Genomic DNA, 15,856 nt, shown 5'->3' on the forward strand with positions numbered 1-15,856 from the left:
ACTGACTGCCGATCTGGAAATAACACCTCTTGCCATTACGGTAACAGCTGACGATAAAGAAAAAGTTTACGGGGCAACCGACCCGGAACTGACATATACTTATACGCCGGAACTGGTAACCGGTGACAGCTTCAGCGGAACATTGGTACGCGAGGCGGGAGAAGAAGCAGGAACGTATACCATAAACCTGGGGACGTTGGCCCTGAATGCCAATTATATGCTGACTTTTGTAAGTGCAACACTGAAGATCAGCAAGGCTCCTGTAAACAATATTACCTTCCACGATGCGGTTTTTGTATACGATGGTACCCTGCACCAACTGGCCATTACAGGCACCTTGCCCGAAGGCGCGTCCGTCAGCTATGAAAATAACGGCCGTACCGATGCGGGAATGCAGGAAGTTACGGCTACCGTTACCGGAGCGAACTACGAGACCCTGGTACTGACCGCCGTACTTACTGTAGAAAAAGCCTCCCAGGTAATCGACTTTGCCCCGATTGCGGACAAGGACCTGGAGAACGACCCGGATTTTCAACTGGAGGCTACGGCAAGTTCCGGCCTGCCGGTGAGTTATACCTATACTTACCTGTCTGCCGACCCTCCTGCCGTGATAAGTCCGGACGGAATGGTAAGCCTGTTGAGTTCCGGGGAAGTGGAGATTACCGCACATCAGGAAGGCAATACTAATTATTTGCCGGCAGATGCCGTGACCAGGATATTACACATTAACAGTTCCAACGCATTCGTAAGCACGCTGGAAATTAACGGTACGGTTTATGACAACCCCGGCCAGGAGACATATTACATTATGGATTGTGATAATTTTGCTCCACAGGCCGAAGTACAAATACATACGGCCGATCCTAATGCAACCGTAGACCCCGGCCCGACCTTTGTAATAGATACTCCCGAAGCGGGCCTTTATCGCCGGGAAGTAACCGTGACTTCGCAAAACGGGGAACAGACCCGGACATACCTGGTTACGGTAGAGCGCAGGTTTAACTTTGATGATATCGTAGAACAGAAGTTCAACAATGTCCTTTTGGTCAATAACAACCCGGCAACTAACGGGGGCTATAAATTTGTGAAATTTGAGTGGTTTAAAAACGGGAAATCCATAGGTACCGGGCAATACTATTCTGCCGGGAACAATAAAGAGGACCTGCTGGACCCGACAGCCCGCTATAGCGTGCGTATGACTACGGATACAGGCGATGTATTGACCACATGCGGAGGAGAGATTATGCTGGAAGCCTCCCTGGATATGAAGGCTTATCCCAACCCGGTCCTTTCCGGTGAACTTTTGCATATTCTGGCAGATTTACCGGAAGAAGAGCTTTCCCACCTTACTATCAACGTATATAACCAGAACGGAAGGGAAGTACTGCGCACAACGGGGAGGGAGAAAGAAACGGCCGTTTCCCTTCCCCGTATACCGGGAGTTTATCTGGTAAGCTGCCGGACAAACCAAAGAAAAAAGACCTTTAAGATTATCGTAAAATAGTATGACCTCGTGGAGACGCCCGGAAAAAGATATTTAAGAAATATCAGGTGTTAACCGGCACGCAATTCCGGGGCGTCTCTTTATAAACAATAACAAACGTTGCAATGAAAAATACTACAGTTTTTATACATTCGGCAATTGTGGTTCTGACCATGGCTTTTGCCATTATGCCATGTACGGCTCAAAATAATAATGAACTATCTGTTTATATCTCCGGTCCGTTCCAGTCCCTGAGATCCGATGCCGGGGAAGGAGGAGAATACCAATCCCGTAACGGGGGAAGTTTTGGTATAGGCTATGGCTATGCATTTAATGAGAACTGGAGCCTGTTGGTAAATGCGGAACTACAACTATATCGTTCGGCATGGCGTTATGAGCGTTTTGGAGACGCCTATGAAACCACGGACATGGAAGGAGACGATTTTGAATTCCGGTATACGTTTTCCGGATATAAAGAAAAACAAAAGGCTTATTTTGTGGAAGTCCCGCTGATGCTGCAATATACCAGCCGGGGAATGTACACGCAGTTTTATGCCGCTGCAGGAGTTGGTGTGGGTTTTGTTGTTGATGCAAGCTATTCTTCGGACTACGGGCATTTGAGCACCAGCGGCTATTATCCGCAGTGGGATGCAGAATTGCATGCCCCGGAATTTATGGGGTTTGGTGATTACGGCAGCGGGCACATAGCTTCCCGCGACCTGGAACTTAAAAACTCCTATACGTTAAAGCTGGAAACGGGGATCAGGCAAATACTCAATGACAGCAATGCCATGTACCTGGGTATATACCTGAATTACGGGCTTAATGACCTGGCCGAAGGAGAAACGGCCCCATCCGTACTGACCTATCAACCGGACAACCCGTCGGATTTTGATATCAGCTCGCTCACTACTTCTTCCAATACATCGTCCGGGGATAAACTACGGGCCATAGGTTTCGGGCTAAAGCTTCGGTATGCGTTTTCCTGGTAAGACAAATGAGCAGTCTTTCATATGAAGAAACCGGGGCATATTTTCACCGGCTATGCAAAAAACTGCACAGCACACCCGGGAATACGCCGTAAAGCCTGCTGGCAAAACGGGGAGTGAAACTTGCTTCATTGGATCATTGTTTCCGAAGCACAAAACAATGCCTTTCCTCAAAACGATAGTCAATGGAAAGGGCAGGGTAGAGGCGGATAATGGATTTGACGATGGCCAGGCCCAATCCTGTAGAATTCTCGCTTTGCTCGTCTTTATAAAAACGCTCAAAGATCTGTTCCGGGTTCAGGGAGGTCTTTCCGGAATTGGAAATGACAATCTCTCTTTCCGAAATGTGAATGTCCAGTATACCGCCCGCAGCGTTGTGTACGATGGCATTCTTCAGCAGGTTGTTGATGAGAACAGTGGCCAGGTCCCGGTTCATCTCCGCAATAAAATCCCCTTTTTCATCTATGGTAATCACCGTCTTTTTGTACTTGCTCAAAACTTCCAGGTCCGTCAGCGATTGATGTACGAGTTCGTTGAGAATAATACTTTCGGAGGGCCGGAACTGCCTGTTTTCTATCCTCGATAGCATGAGCAAAGAACGGTTTAACCTTTTAAGACGCTGTAGGGTGCGGTTTACTTCGTCTATCTGCACCAGGTTCTGCTCCGAAAGGCCGTCCCTGCCCATTAACAGTTCCAGTTTGTTGATGGCAATGGCCAGGGGAGTCTGCAATTCGTGGGAAGCATTTTCTATAAACTGCTTCTGCTGGGTGTAAACAGCTTCATTCCTCGCGACCATCGCAGATATTTCGCCGTACAATTCATCGAACTCCCTTACATTGGCTGCTACGGGTTCCAGGCTTGTGCGCCCGCCTATTTTATAATTTCTCAATTGTTCCATAAGGCGGTAAAAAGGCATCCAGGCCTTTCTGAGGATAAAGTGATTGATGAGGATAATACTTACCACCAGGGCTATATACAGTACTACCAGGGCCGTGAGAAGGTCTTCCAGAAGTTCATCCTCTTCTACCGTGGAAGTATAGATTTCCAGTTGATATTCCTGCCCTCCGGAGGAAAAAATGGTTTGTAATACCCTTACCGGTTCGTCATCGTCATCGTAGGGCATATACATTTTGGAATTGTAAATATGCGACTTCCGGGAGTAATCGCCGGGGGGGAGCGGGGTTATTTTAAAGCGGGCAATGTCGTATTCGCGGGTCCGGAGTATTTCAGGATTTCCCTCGGCTTCGCGCATAATGCGCAGCCTGCTGTCTTTCAGCCCGTCATCTATATTATCATATACTTCCTCAATGATATACATATAGAACAACGCGGCCCAGAGCGCAATAATGCCCAGGATGGCAATGACCAGGTAGCGCAGCGTATAATTCTTAAGGGAGCGTTTCTGCATGGTTTATATAATTTTATACCCGACGCCGTATACTGCCTGTATATCGGCATCGGCACCGGCATTGTTCAGCTTTTTCCGGAGGTTTTTTATTTGGGAATACACAAAATCCAGGCTGTCTGCCTGGTCCGTATGATCTCCCCAGACATACTCGGCAATAGAAGTTTTGGTAATAAGCCGCTGCGGATTGGTAACGAAATAATAGAGCAGGTCGAACTCCTTCCGGTTGAGTACCAGCTCGTATTTATCTACCTGTACCGTCCTGTTTTCCGGGTCTATGGTAATATTGCGCCAGCCGATGTGTTGTTCCCCGTTCTGGTTTCTCCTCCGGATGGCCGATTTTACCCGGGCATTTAACTCGGCCAGGTGAAAAGGTTTGGCCAGGTAATCATCGGCCCCCAGTTCCAGTCCCAGGACCTTATCGTCTACGGCATCTTTTGCCGAGATAATGATAACGGCTTCCTGTTTTTTCAGTTTTTTGATCTCCGAGAGCAATTCCAGCCCGCTTCCGCCGGGGAGCATAATATCAAGTAATATACAGTCATAGGCAAAAGAAATGATCTTGTCAAGCGCACTACGGAAGTCGGTCGCGGTCTCTACAAGGTAGGTCTCCTTTTCGAGGGATTCTTTCATGACCTTTATGAGGTCGTGCTCGTCTTCTACAATGAGGATCTTCATAATGCTAAATTACTTAAATTATATGGGTAAAAGTATAGTGTAAATTAGGAATGATTTGGGAATAGCACCTGTTTATCAACTACCCTTTATAAGCAAAAGCCTTCGGGATGGCAGTTCCGAAGGCTTCTGAAAATAGGGCCGGTCTCATTGGGGCTTGCAGCAAATTATAATAACTCAAGACGAGTTCAATAACATTACCCCATCCCGTCCGGTCCCCACAGCTAAAAATAGTGGGTACGTTATTTACTCCTAGTCCCAGCCTCCACCAAGCGCACGGTACATATTCACCATGGCGTTCATTTGCTGCATTTTGGTCTCTACCAGTTCAAATCTCGATTCCAGGGCATCCCTTTGGGTCAGCAGGACTTCCATATAATCGGCCCTTGCAGACCTGAAAAGGATATTGGAAATATCTATAGACTTGATAAGAGCATCTACCTCTTTGGATTTCAGATCGTAGCTTTTTTCCAGGTTGCTGATCCTGGCCAGCTGGTTAGCTACTTCTATATAAGCATTGAGGATAGTACGTTCATAATTATAGACGGCCTGTATCTGCCTGGCATTGGCGCTGTAATAGGTAGCCTTGATCTCGTTCCTGTTAATCAGGGGAGCCGTAAGATCTCCGGCTACGCTATAGAGCAGGGACTCCGGGGTACGGAGCAGGTATTTGGGGTTAAAGGCCTGGTAGCCTATACCTGCCGAGATACCCAGGGAGGGATAAAACCGGGCTTTGGCAACCTTTACATCCAGTTTGGAGGCCATGAGTTCCAGTTCGGCCTGTTTGATATCCGGCCGGTTTTCCAGCAGTTGCGATGGTAACCCCGAATGTACCTGTTCGGGTATGAGGTCACTAAACGCTTCGGAATCCCTTTCTATAGGCTGGGGGTACCGGCCCACGAGAAAATTGATCCTGTTTTCCGTTTCGGTGATCTTTTGCTGTATATCAAATTGCAGGCTCCTGGTATGCAGTACCTCTGCTTCGAATTTACGTACTGCCAGTTCATTGACCCGTGCCGCTTCTTTTTGAAGCCTTACGATCTTGAGTGCATTGGTCTGAATATCGATATTCTGTTTAACGATATCCAGCTGGTTGTCCAGGGCCAGTAACTCGTAATAGGAGTTGGCAATTTCCGCGATGAGATTGGTGATCACGAAATTTTTACCTTCCATCGTAGAGAGGTACCTGCTTACTGCAGCTTTTTTGGCATTGTGCAGCTTTCCCCAGATATCTACCTCCCATGAAGCATAAGCCCCCACCAGGTAATCCTGTAAAGGTTCCGGCATTTCCCTTCCGGGTTTGATATCGGTAGTGGCTTCACTGGCGCCAAGGCTTGTGTACCTGGCTTTCTTGTCAACTGCGGCTCCTCCTTTGAGACCGATGAAAGGCAGGTATTCCCCTTTTCGGGCCCTTACCTCGTTTCTGGCTATTTCCAGTTCCTGAAGTGTGATGTTCAGTTCCTGGTTGTTTTGCAGGGCCTCGCTGATAAGGGTATCGAGATGAGGGTCAATAAAATACTCCTTCCATTTTATCCGAGCCGAATTTAAACTGTCTCCTGATTGATCTGCATACCGGGCCGGGACCGTCGTATCTTCCTGCACGGTTTCTAAAGAGGGGGCACAGGAGTAAAGTGTAGCCAATGCAAAAATCCCAACCAGAGACGCTTTGCCATAGTGTACTATATTTGTCTTATTCATCATCTGATCTTTTCATTAATTTTGTCAAGAGCTTGTTCATTTTGCGGATCTTGTCCTGTAATTTGCTTTTTCCTTCACTTATACGCATAAGTTCTTCAGAAACAGGCTCCGTATCTTCGTCCCGGATAAGTTGCTTTCCGTCGGATAACTTCGCAAAAATGTAGTATAACCCCGGAATTACCAGCACCCCGAGCGTAGTACCGAGAAGCATTCCTCCCATGGCAGAACCACCTATGGTCTTATTCCCTATGGCCCCTGCTCCCGTTGCAATGACCAGTGGGATCAGACCGGCGATAAATGCAAATGAGGTCATCAAAATAGGCCTGAACCTTACCCGGGCGCCTTCAATGGCTGCTTCGGTAATGGAGGCTCCTTGCGCCCGTTTCTGAACGGCAAATTCTACGATCAGTACGGCATTCTTTCCTAAAAGACCGACCAGCATAATAATACCTATCTGTGCATATACGTCATTGGCAAGCCCCATCATTTTTAATAATAAGAAAGAACCGAAAATACCTATGGGCAGTGAAAGGATAACGGCAAGAGGTAACATGAGACTTTCATACTGGGCAGCCAAAACCAGATATACAAAAACAAGTACAATGGCGAAAATGTAGATAGATTCGCTTCCGCGGGATGCTTCGTCATAGGAAAGGCCTTCCCATGCAATGTCATATCCCCGGGGCAATGTTTGTGAGGCAACCTCATTTATGGCACTTATGGCATCTCCGGAAGTGTACCCGGCTGCCGGAAGCCCTCTTATGGCTGCCGAATTATAAAGGTTATACCGGGTAATTTCATTAGGGCCCAACCTCTTTTCCATGGTCATAAAAGCCGAATAAGGCACCATTTCCCCTTCCTCGTTTTTAACATAGAATTTTTCCAGGTCCGAAGGCATTCTCCTGTATTCCGGGGCTGCCTGGGTATACACCTTAAAGAACCTGCCATATTTAATGAATCCCTGCTCGTAGGTACTACCGATAAGGATATTCAGGTTTTCCATGGCTTTTCCGATAGAAACGCCTTTCTGCATGGCTGCTTTGTTATTGATCTTTAGCTCATACTGCGGATAATTAGCAGCAAAAAAGGTAAAGAGTCCTGTTATTTCCTTACGTTTTCTCAAGGCGTCCATAAAATTGTCATTCACTTTTTCGAACTCCTGAAAATCCGTACTGTTTGTTTTATCCAACAGGCGCAGGGAGAAACCTCCTGAAGAACCAAATCCGGGAACGGCAGGGGGTTCGAAGTATTCTATGATAGCCCCGAGGTCCTGAGTTTCTTCTTCCAGTTCTTCCATGATCTCATGGACACTGTGATGGCGCTCTGACCAGGGTTTCAGGTTAATGAGACAGGTACCTGCATTAGAACCCCGTCCTTCGGTCATGATTTCATATCCGGCCAGGGAAGAAACAGATTCCACACCATCCATTTCTTCACATATTTTTTGCAGTTTCCTGGCAACCTCGTTGGTACGTTCCAATGTAGACCCGGGGGGTGTCTGTATAATAGCATAGATCATTCCCTGGTCTTCATTCGGAATAAAACCTGCCGGTAATACCTGGTTTGTCAGAAAGATACCGGCGCAAAAGGCTATTAATATACCAAAGGTCATTACCCTCCGGTTCACAATTAATTTCAGGATGCCTACATATTTTCCCGTCAGCGTATCGAATTTGCGGTTAAACCAGTCTATAAACCGGTCTACAGGCGATTTTTTCCTGGTTTTTCCGTGGTTGTTTTTCAATAACATGGCACATAATACCGGGGTAAGTGTCAGCGCAACAATCGCGGATAGTATAATGGAACCGGCCATAGTGATAGAGAATTGCCGGTAAAATACTCCGACAGGCCCGGTCATAAACGAAATCGGAATAAACACAGACACCATAACCAGCGTAATGGCCAGAATGGCTCCGCCTATTTCTCCCAATACGGCATAAGATGCCTTGTAAGGCGAGAGGTGTTCCTTTTCCATTTTCTCGTGAACAGCCTCTACGACCACAATGGCATCATCCACTACGATACCAATGGCCAATACAAGTGCAAAGAGCGTGATGAGGTTTATGGAAAGCCCGAACAACTGCATAATAAAGAACGTACCTATTAGGGATACGGGCACGGCAATGATGGGGATTATGGTAGAACGCCAGTCTCCCAAAAACAGGAAAACCACAATAGCCACCAATATAAAGGCATCCCGGAGCGTATGCAATACCTGTTCAATGGAAGCGTCGAGAAAGTTGGAGACGTCATAACCTATTTTGTAATCTATTCCAGGAGGAAAATCTTCTTCGAGTTCTTTAAGTTTTTCCTTAACCGCATCGATAACGTCACTACCGTTACTTCCGAAGGTCTGTTTCAGCACAATAGAGGCCGACGGGTTACCGTCCAGGTTGGAATAAATGTCAAAAAATTCACTCCCCAGTTCTACATCGGCTACATCCCTGAGTTTTAATATCTCTCCGTTTTCTTTGGCCCGGATGATGATATTCTTATAATCTTCGGGTTCGTTGTACCTTCCCTGGTATACCAATACATATTCCAGTGACTGGGTTTTCTTACCGGAACTTCTTCCCAGTCGCCCCGGACGTGCAATTATGCTCTGCTCATCCATGGCTTCCAGGACCTCTTCGGCGGAAACTTTATAGGCCCTCATACGATCGGGTTTCAGCCAGACCCGCATTGCGTATTTCCGGCTACCGAGTATTTTTGCACTGGCGATACCGTTTATACGTTGTATTTCCGGGATAATTTTTGTGTATGCATAGTTGTAAAGAAATTTTTCATCGCTGTTTTTTTCTTTACTGTATAAATTCACATACATAAGCATACTGGGCTGCACGGGAGTGATGATAACCCCTTCCCGTTGTACGAGCTCCGGCAGCAATGGCATTACCTGGTCGACCCGGGTCTTAACCCGGACTACGGCCTGGTTGGGATCAGTACCCGGTTCGAAAATAATACGCAGGGTACCTTCACCCGCACTGGTAGCATCCGAAGCTATATAGCGCATGCCCTGGACACCGTTTATGGATGTTTCCAAAGGAATGAGCGTGGATTTTACCAATACATCTGCGCTGGCCCCTGGATATGCTATGAAAATATTGACGGTGGTAGGGGCAATTTGCGGAAACTGCGATATAGGCAGTTGTTTGATGGCCAGTAAACCGACAAAAACTATGATTACCGATATGACAATAGCCAGTACGGGTCTCTTTATAAATTTAGCAAACATTTTACGCTGTTTTATAGGTTTGAATTACTCTGCATACATGTCCAGGTTCGCTATCACTTCTTTCGGTTTTTCAACTTCATAAGCGATCTTTTCACCGTCCTTCACCATCCGGATGCCCTCGAGTAATATTTTGTCGTTTACGGACAACCCTCCATCTACAATGAATAAATGCGGTAATTCTGCTTTTATGGAAATCTCCCTTTGCCTGACACGGCCATCTTTATCGATGACAAAAACAAATTTTTTACTCAGAACCTCAAAGGTTGCTTTTTGGGGTATGATCAATACATCCTTTAAGGGGACTTCCATAAGAATGCTCCCGGTTTCACCATGTCTTAAAAGTCTCTTGGGATTGGGGAAAGTGGCCCGGAAAGGGATATTCCCGGTTTCGTTGTCAAAGTCGGCCTCTATGGTTTCTACTACTCCCGGTTGTTCGAAAAGCCGGTTGTTTGCCATCAGGAGGTTAACCGCCGTCTGGTTATCTTCTTCGGCTTTCGACATATAATCCAGGTATTCGGCTTCGGTAACATTATAATACACCCATACTTTACTGTTGTCAGACAATTCGGTGAGTAGCTCTCCTTCTTCGAGGTAACTGCCCAGCCTTACGTGGAAGCGGTCGATAATCCCGTCAAAAGGAGCCCGGATTTCGGTAAACTGCAGATGCACTCTCGAAAGTTCCATTTCGGCTTTAGCTTTGTTCAGCCTTGCTTTGGCCATGGCCAGCTCATTGGGGGCTACTACGTCGCTGTCTGCCAGCTTCTTGGTGTTCTGGTATTCGATTTCCGCAAATTCGGCCTCAGCCTCGGCTTTTTGCAGTTCGGCCTGATAAAGGTTGGGCATAATGCGAAACAGCAATTGTCCCTTTTTAACAAATTGTCCTTCGTCTACATAAATGTTTTGCAGATAGCCCCTTTCCTGGGCTCTCAGTTCTATGTGTTGTATGGAATGTACCTGCGCCACATAGTCTTTGGTAATCAGGGTGTCCTTCCTTATAGGAGTTGTGGCAAGATATTTCGTACCCTCTCCTTTTTTTTCTTTTTCAGTGTTGCAACTTGTGTGGCAAAGCAGGGCACACAAGCCAGTAAGCATGAGAATTTTCCTCATCATAACTTTAATTTTTAATAATGCGGTTTGGTAGAAGATTTTAGTAATATGTATGGCAATGGCACGGGAGAATACGTGGTTCCTTACGGCAAAAAATTGCTGCAGAATATTTCCGTACCAAAAAAAATACAAAGGGAGTGCAGGAGAAAACCTTTATTCAGGCATGCCTGCTGAAAGATAAATCATATCCGGAATACGCGGAAACGGATATATAGAGGTGTTAATGATAAAAAAAGGAAAAATTGCTTGGAGAAAAATAAGCGTTTTCTGGCGTGGTAGAGGAAATTGCCAAAAATAAGAGCATAAAAAAGAGCAGTAATATTTGTATTGCTGCTCCCCGGATGTTTTTTAAATGAGATTAACTCGTTGTATTCTTCTTCGATATTTCTTTCTTCGGTTTCGTGGCCTCGTTGTTCCCTGTCGAGGGAAGCAGAGCGGATAACGAAGTCCGGCTTGTCCTGTATGGCATCAAAACCGGCAAACTCGTAACTCTCCATGTCGGAGACCGAGGCTATGCATGAAGCAATATCCCGATCTATATGAGCGTGAAGCAGATTATATCCGCTCAAAAGAAAAACGCTCAACGATATAAAAAACCGAATTACTAATTTCATATCGGCGTCAAAACTAAAGAAAGTTAATTAGCCAGACAAGAGGTTCTTCGTTAAATAATGTTAGATTTTCGTAAAGCTTATTTTAAAAAGGGATTTTTTGAATTTATTGGAGTTTTTTCTTCCAATTTTCCGATGTTTTTAAGGGAAGAAACGTGCTTTTCCTTATTATTATGCATGTTACCCCCTGAAAAAGAGGGGCGATAGGGTAATTTACGTAAGTTTTATGGATATAAACTTGTAAAAGAGAAGTCATGCTTTTACGGACTAAGGAAATTTACGGTAAAAATGTCCACTGTTTTATGGGGCCATATTAAAAGTAAAGAGACCACAATGGTTATTGCAGTCTCTTTACTAAAAATACTTTTTTAATTGAAGAATGTTATTCCATTATTTCTGGATCCATTCTCCGTTTTCGTTAGCATAAAGAACAGTGGATTCTTCACCGATGGTGACTTCCAGTTTGTATTCTTTAGCTTCGTTTACAGATGCTTTGTCTATAGTAGCTCCGGCATAATCTCTCTCTAAAGCCTCTGTAATTGCAGCAGGAACTTCATCTGCAGAAATTTCTGTAAATTCTTCCTGGTTAACTGTGATTACCAGGTTCTCGTTAGCATCTATGGTAGTTGCTGCCTGGGTAGCAAATCCTCCTAAAACTAATGCTGCTGCTAAAAATAAATTTTTCATGATTTTATGTTTTTTGTTAAACTTATATACTTGTGATGAGTATATTGAAATTTTCATGCCATATCATTAGGGTTTATGTAATAGATTGTTTTTCAGTGGTTTTTGAATATTTGGAATTATTGAGATCGTGTGTAATTCCACATATGGAGATATTATTTGTATAAAAAATATACACTTTTGTATTTATATTGCTTTGATATACAAATTTATTAATGTCCGTCGATAATAGTAATTACGGTTTTTCGGATAAGCCCGATGGCAACAGGAAGGGAGAGCACCTATCTATTTTCCCATAGGTGTAGGGCATATAGGTGATTTTTATTAATTTGCCGGTTTGTTGACTTAACCGATCATACTATAATTTACATGGGACGCGCTTTGAAAAATGAAGATACCTGGGCCATAATCATAGGCTTTTTTCTAATACTCACCGGACTTGTCGTCTTTTTTATAAGTCCCTACTCCGGAATAAAGCAGGAGAATAAGTTGCTTCTGGAAGAATTAAAGCAGGAATCATTTCCTTATAAAACGGTGAAATGGTACCAGGTTTCGGAAAGAAAATCCGCTTTATCATCATCAGGTACACCGGCAGGCGACATTATACATAAACTGTTGCGAAGCCCTGTCAAATGGGAGTATAATCCTGTAAAATCGTTGTATAAAGAGCAGGCCCTTGATAAAACTGCAATCGCGAGAGCAGAGAATAAGCTTTCCGGGCTGGAAGAAGAAGCTCTTACCCTTCATCGTCAGTTTATTCGTCAGGGAGCGTCCGGTTCTCAAGCCGCACATGATGCCGGTGAGGCCGCGGCAACATGGTATGAAGCCGGTAAAGCGCTAGATAAAATACGAAAAAACAGTTCGTCTTATAATTTATTGTGGACATTGCCTTTATTAGCTTTGATATTGGGGCTTTTGTTTTCCGTGGGAGGATATTATATGGGATATGGTTTCCGATCGTTTTTCACAGGTTTTCTCGGAGTTTTTGCCCTGGCTTTGATTTCCTTTATTTTAGGCAAACAGGCGGAGGTGAGCTCTATGGGGTTCGGGTATCCTATATGGGGAATTGTTCTGGGCATGCTTATTTCCAATACGGTGGGAACGCCATCGTGGTTACTTCCCGCGGTTAAAACGGAATTTTATATTAAAACGGGACTGGTATTGCTCGGAGCGGAAATTCTTTTTGGCAAAATACTTTCCATTGGCCTTCCGGGTATATTTGTCGCCTGGGTGGTTACCCCGGTGGTACTGGTGCTTACATACTGGTTTGGACAGAAAGTATTGAAGATTGCCAGTAAATCTCTTAACATAACCATTAGTGCGGATATGTCAGTCTGCGGCGTATCCGCTGCTATTGCCACGGCAGCGGCATCTAAGGCCAGTAAAGAAGAACTTACCCTTGCCGTAGGTCTTTCCATGGTGTTTACTTCTGTAATGATGGTGCTTTTACCGGCCTTTATCAATATGACAGGAATGCCCGAAGTACTTGGCGGTGCCTGGATAGGAGGTACTATAGACGCTACAGGCGCGGTGGTAGCGGCGGGGGCATTTCTGGGAGAAACTGCTTTGCAGGTGGCGGCCACCATAAAGATGATCCAGAATATGCTTATCGGATTGATCGCTTTTTTCGTAGCATATTATTTTGCACTCAAAACCAAAGATACCCCAGGGACGAAAGTGACGGCTAATGAGCTTTGGTTGCGTTTCCCGAAATTTATTCTCGGTTTCGTAGGTGCATCCGTGCTTATTTCCCTTCTGTATTACTGGAGCGGTACAACCCTTGGAGAAGCACTCATAGACCGTGGCCTTATACGGGGATTCACCAAGAACATCAGGGGATGGTTGTTTTGTCTGGCCTTTGTCAGTATTGGTCTTTCTGTTAATTTTAAGGAACTGAAATCCCATTTTAGCGGGGGAAAACCCCTGATCCTTTATGCTTGTGGCCAGCTTTTTAACCTGTTGCTTACCCTGGGAATGGCATATCTCATGTTTTATATCATATTTCCGGAAATCACAGCAAACCTGTAATGAAGAATAAAATAGTAAAACTGATTGCTGTCGTTATTGCTATTCTGCTCGTGCAGTTGGCCCTGCTCTGTGTCCACCGTAACCTGCCCGGTTATGAAAGGTTCCGGGATTGTGCGGAAAAGACAGATGTGGATATGAACGCATTGTTCTATTCCGAGGAGAAACACACCAGTGATGCGGCACGCTGCCTGCGGGATAAAGTCAGAAAAATGGAAGAGGTAAACGCACCTTGAAATTCAAAAAAGCTTTCCTGTGTTTTTTAATTTTGGAGTGGTGAATCGATGGGATATACAGGTGGAAATATTTTGGTGAGTACACTGAAAATTTATTTTGCCACGAATTCACGAATAATTTATAAAGAATTCCCTTATTATCCGTGAACCAGGGCTAAAGTCTTTCCATTAATCTCAGGTTTTACGACGCCTTTGCCCCGGAGAAAACATAAACAAAATAATTTTCGGATATTCGTATATGTAAGGGATGTAAAAGATAAAAGGTAACTGCCGGATAAAATGCAAACGGAATACGACGCCATAGTGGTAGGATCGGGACCTAATGGTCTTGCTGCCGCAATAAAACTTCAGTCCGAAGGCCTGGAGGTTTTGCTCGTGGAAGGAAAAGATACGGTAGGAGGGGGAATGCGGACGATGGAACTGACCCTGCCCGGCTTTCTGCACGATGTCTGTTCTGCTGTTCATCCCATTGCCATTGCCTCTCCTTATTTGTCCGGGCTTCCGCTTCACGAACATGGTCTGGAATACATTCTGCCTGAAGTGGATTGCGCACATCCTTTTGACGATGGTTCGGCTGCCCACCTGGAACGTTCGGTGGAGCGGACGGCACGCTCATTAGGTGCCGACAAAGAGGTATACCTGGATCTGTACGGACCGTTTAAGAAAAACTGGAAGAAAATAGCCCCGGATGTGCTGGGACCACTGTCCATACCTTCACATCCGGCGGAAATGCTGAAATTCGGATTGAAAGCCCTGCAACCGGCTACGAGGTTTGCAAACCGTTTTACGACAGAGAAGGGCAGGGGACTATGGGCCGGTATGGCAGCCCATTCCCTGCAACCTTTGACCAACTGGGCTACTTCGGCCATAGGGCTCGTACTTTGCGTGTCCGGACATACGGGAGGCTGGCCCATAGCAAAGGGAGGCTCTCAGAGCATTGCCACCGCCCTTGCCTCTTATTTTTCTTCTTTGGGCGGAACCATCCGGACCGGGTTGCATGTGGAGTCGTTAGAACAGTTACCATCTGCCCGTGCGGTTCTTCTGGATGTTACTCCCCGCCAGTTGCTGGAGATTGCCGGGCATAAATTTTCTTCGGTCTACAAATGGCAGCTCAGGCGTTATCGTTACGGGATGGGGGTATTTAAAATCGACTGGTCCCTCGATGGTCCCATACCTTTTACGGCAGAAGTTTGCAGGAAGGCAGGTACGGTACACCTGGGGAATACGATGGAAGAAATAGTGTATTCCGAAAAAGAGGCGGAGAAGGGGAGGTTAGCAGATAAACCTTTCGTACTGCTGGCTCAGCAAAGTTTGTTCGACACCACCAGGGCGCCGAAAGGAAAACATACGGCATGGGCCTACTGCCATGTACCTCATGGTTCCGCAGAAGACCGTACTGCCATTATTGAAGAGCAGGTAGAGCGTTTTGCGCCGGGGTTCAAAGACCTTATCCTCGCCCGGAATACCATGAATACCGGGGCTATGCAGGCGTACAACCCTAATTACATAGGAGGAGATATTAACGGAGGGATTATTGATATCCGTCAGCTTTTTACCCGTCCGGCGCTCAGGAAATCTCCATACCGCACTTCCGCAAAAGGCCTGTACCTCTGTTCTTCTTCCACACCACCCGGAGGAGGGGTCCATGGAATGTGCGGATATCATGCTGCCATGAGGGTATTGAAAGATATGGGGTTCCAACGGTAAC

12 protein-coding genes are annotated in these 15,856 nt (G+C 45.6%); 5 read left to right on the forward strand and 7 right to left on the reverse strand.

The window, feature by feature from the left end; all coding sequences use genetic code 11:
• Both ED312_RS09330 and ED312_RS09335 read left to right on the forward strand, forming a co-directional pair.
• Nucleotides 1-1,504 (forward strand): MBG domain-containing protein (locus ED312_RS09330; RefSeq protein WP_148044264.1); only part of this gene is annotated, 1,504 nt, incomplete at its 5' end.
• A 104-nt stretch (nt 1,505-1,608) separates the two neighbouring features.
• Entirely contained in the window at nt 1,609-2,475 is an 867-nt protein-coding gene (locus ED312_RS09335) for an outer membrane beta-barrel protein (protein WP_123215741.1), read from the forward strand.
• A 133-nt stretch (nt 2,476-2,608) separates the two neighbouring features.
• Here ED312_RS09335 and porY read toward each other — a convergent pair whose 3' ends face one another.
• The 7 genes from porY to ED312_RS09370 form a co-directional block, all read right to left on the reverse strand.
• Entirely contained in the window at nt 2,609-3,880 is a 1,272-nt protein-coding gene (porY, locus tag ED312_RS09340; RefSeq protein WP_123215742.1) for a PorY family sensor histidine kinase, read from the reverse strand.
• A gap of 3 nt (nt 3,881-3,883) precedes the next feature.
• Nucleotides 3,884-4,555, reverse strand: a complete 672-nt coding sequence (locus tag ED312_RS09345; RefSeq protein ID WP_123215743.1) for a response regulator transcription factor — start codon at nt 4,553-4,555, stop codon at nt 3,884-3,886.
• Between the two features lie 249 nt (nt 4,556-4,804).
• Nucleotides 4,805-6,253, reverse strand: a complete 1,449-nt coding sequence (locus ED312_RS09350) for a TolC family protein (protein ID WP_123215744.1) — start codon at nt 6,251-6,253, stop codon at nt 4,805-4,807.
• Nucleotides 6,243-9,485 carry an efflux RND transporter permease subunit gene (locus ED312_RS09355; protein ID WP_123215745.1) on the reverse strand — a complete coding sequence of 1,081 codons (3,243 nt, stop codon included), beginning with the start codon at nt 9,483-9,485 and terminating at the stop codon, nt 6,243-6,245. The genes ED312_RS09350 and ED312_RS09355 overlap by 11 nt, the downstream gene beginning before the upstream one ends.
• Before the next feature lie 24 nt (nt 9,486-9,509).
• Nucleotides 9,510-10,592: an efflux RND transporter periplasmic adaptor subunit gene (locus tag ED312_RS09360; protein WP_123215815.1), complete on the reverse strand. Its 1,083-nt coding sequence runs from the start codon at nt 10,590-10,592 to the stop codon at nt 9,510-9,512.
• A 182-nt stretch (nt 10,593-10,774) separates the two neighbouring features.
• A complete protein-coding gene (locus ED312_RS09365; protein ID WP_148044265.1) occupies nt 10,775-11,206 on the reverse strand; it encodes a hypothetical protein in 432 nt (143 codons plus the stop codon).
• A gap of 387 nt (nt 11,207-11,593) precedes the next feature.
• Nucleotides 11,594-11,947, reverse strand: a complete 354-nt coding sequence (locus tag ED312_RS09370) for a hypothetical protein (protein WP_240643072.1) — start codon at nt 11,945-11,947, stop codon at nt 11,594-11,596.
• 309 nt (nt 11,948-12,256) lie between these two features.
• Between ED312_RS09370 and ED312_RS09375 the strand changes: the two genes are divergently transcribed.
• The 3 genes from ED312_RS09375 (at nt 12,257) to ED312_RS09385 (ending at nt 15,855) form a co-directional block, all read left to right on the forward strand.
• Nucleotides 12,257-13,915 (forward strand): YeiH family protein, encoded by a 1,659-nt coding sequence (locus ED312_RS09375; protein ID WP_123215747.1) that lies wholly within the window; start codon nt 12,257-12,259, stop codon nt 13,913-13,915.
• Nucleotides 13,915-14,148, forward strand: coding sequence for a hypothetical protein (locus tag ED312_RS09380; RefSeq protein WP_123215748.1), 234 nt, complete (start codon nt 13,915-13,917; stop codon nt 14,146-14,148). Before ED312_RS09375 ends, ED312_RS09380 begins: the two co-directional genes overlap by 1 nt.
• 279 nt (nt 14,149-14,427) lie before the next feature.
• A complete protein-coding gene (locus ED312_RS09385; RefSeq protein ID WP_123215749.1) occupies nt 14,428-15,855 on the forward strand; it encodes a phytoene desaturase family protein in 1,428 nt (475 codons plus the stop codon).
• Nucleotide 15,856: the final 1 nt, after the last annotated feature.

It is taken from the genome of Sinomicrobium pectinilyticum (genome assembly GCF_003725735.1).
GTDB lineage: Bacteria > Bacteroidota > Bacteroidia > Flavobacteriales > Flavobacteriaceae > Sinomicrobium > Sinomicrobium pectinilyticum.

Excerpts from the sequence above, each read along its gene's own strand:
- ED312_RS09335 (WP_123215741.1), top strand. The coding sequence starts at position 1,609 with ATGAAAAATACTACAGTTTTTATACATTCGGCAATTGTGGTTCTGACC.
- porY (WP_123215742.1), bottom strand. The coding sequence starts at position 3,880 with ATGCAGAAACGCTCCCTTAAGAATTATACGCTGCGCTACCTGGTCATT.
- ED312_RS09345 (WP_123215743.1), bottom strand. The coding sequence starts at position 4,555 with ATGAAGATCCTCATTGTAGAAGACGAGCACGACCTCATAAAGGTCATG.
- ED312_RS09350 (WP_123215744.1), bottom strand. The coding sequence starts at position 6,253 with ATGATGAATAAGACAAATATAGTACACTATGGCAAAGCGTCTCTGGTT.
- ED312_RS09355 (WP_123215745.1), bottom strand. The coding sequence starts at position 9,485 with ATGTTTGCTAAATTTATAAAGAGACCCGTACTGGCTATTGTCATATCG.
- ED312_RS09360 (WP_123215815.1), bottom strand. The coding sequence starts at position 10,592 with ATGAGGAAAATTCTCATGCTTACTGGCTTGTGTGCCCTGCTTTGCCAC.
- ED312_RS09365 (WP_148044265.1), bottom strand. The coding sequence starts at position 11,206 with ATGAAATTAGTAATTCGGTTTTTTATATCGTTGAGCGTTTTTCTTTTG.
- ED312_RS09370 (WP_240643072.1), bottom strand. The coding sequence starts at position 11,947 with ATGAAAATTTCAATATACTCATCACAAGTATATAAGTTTAACAAAAAA.
- ED312_RS09375 (WP_123215747.1), top strand. The coding sequence starts at position 12,257 with ATGGGACGCGCTTTGAAAAATGAAGATACCTGGGCCATAATCATAGGC.
- ED312_RS09380 (WP_123215748.1), top strand. The coding sequence starts at position 13,915 with ATGAAGAATAAAATAGTAAAACTGATTGCTGTCGTTATTGCTATTCTG.
- ED312_RS09385 (WP_123215749.1), top strand. The coding sequence starts at position 14,428 with ATGCAAACGGAATACGACGCCATAGTGGTAGGATCGGGACCTAATGGT.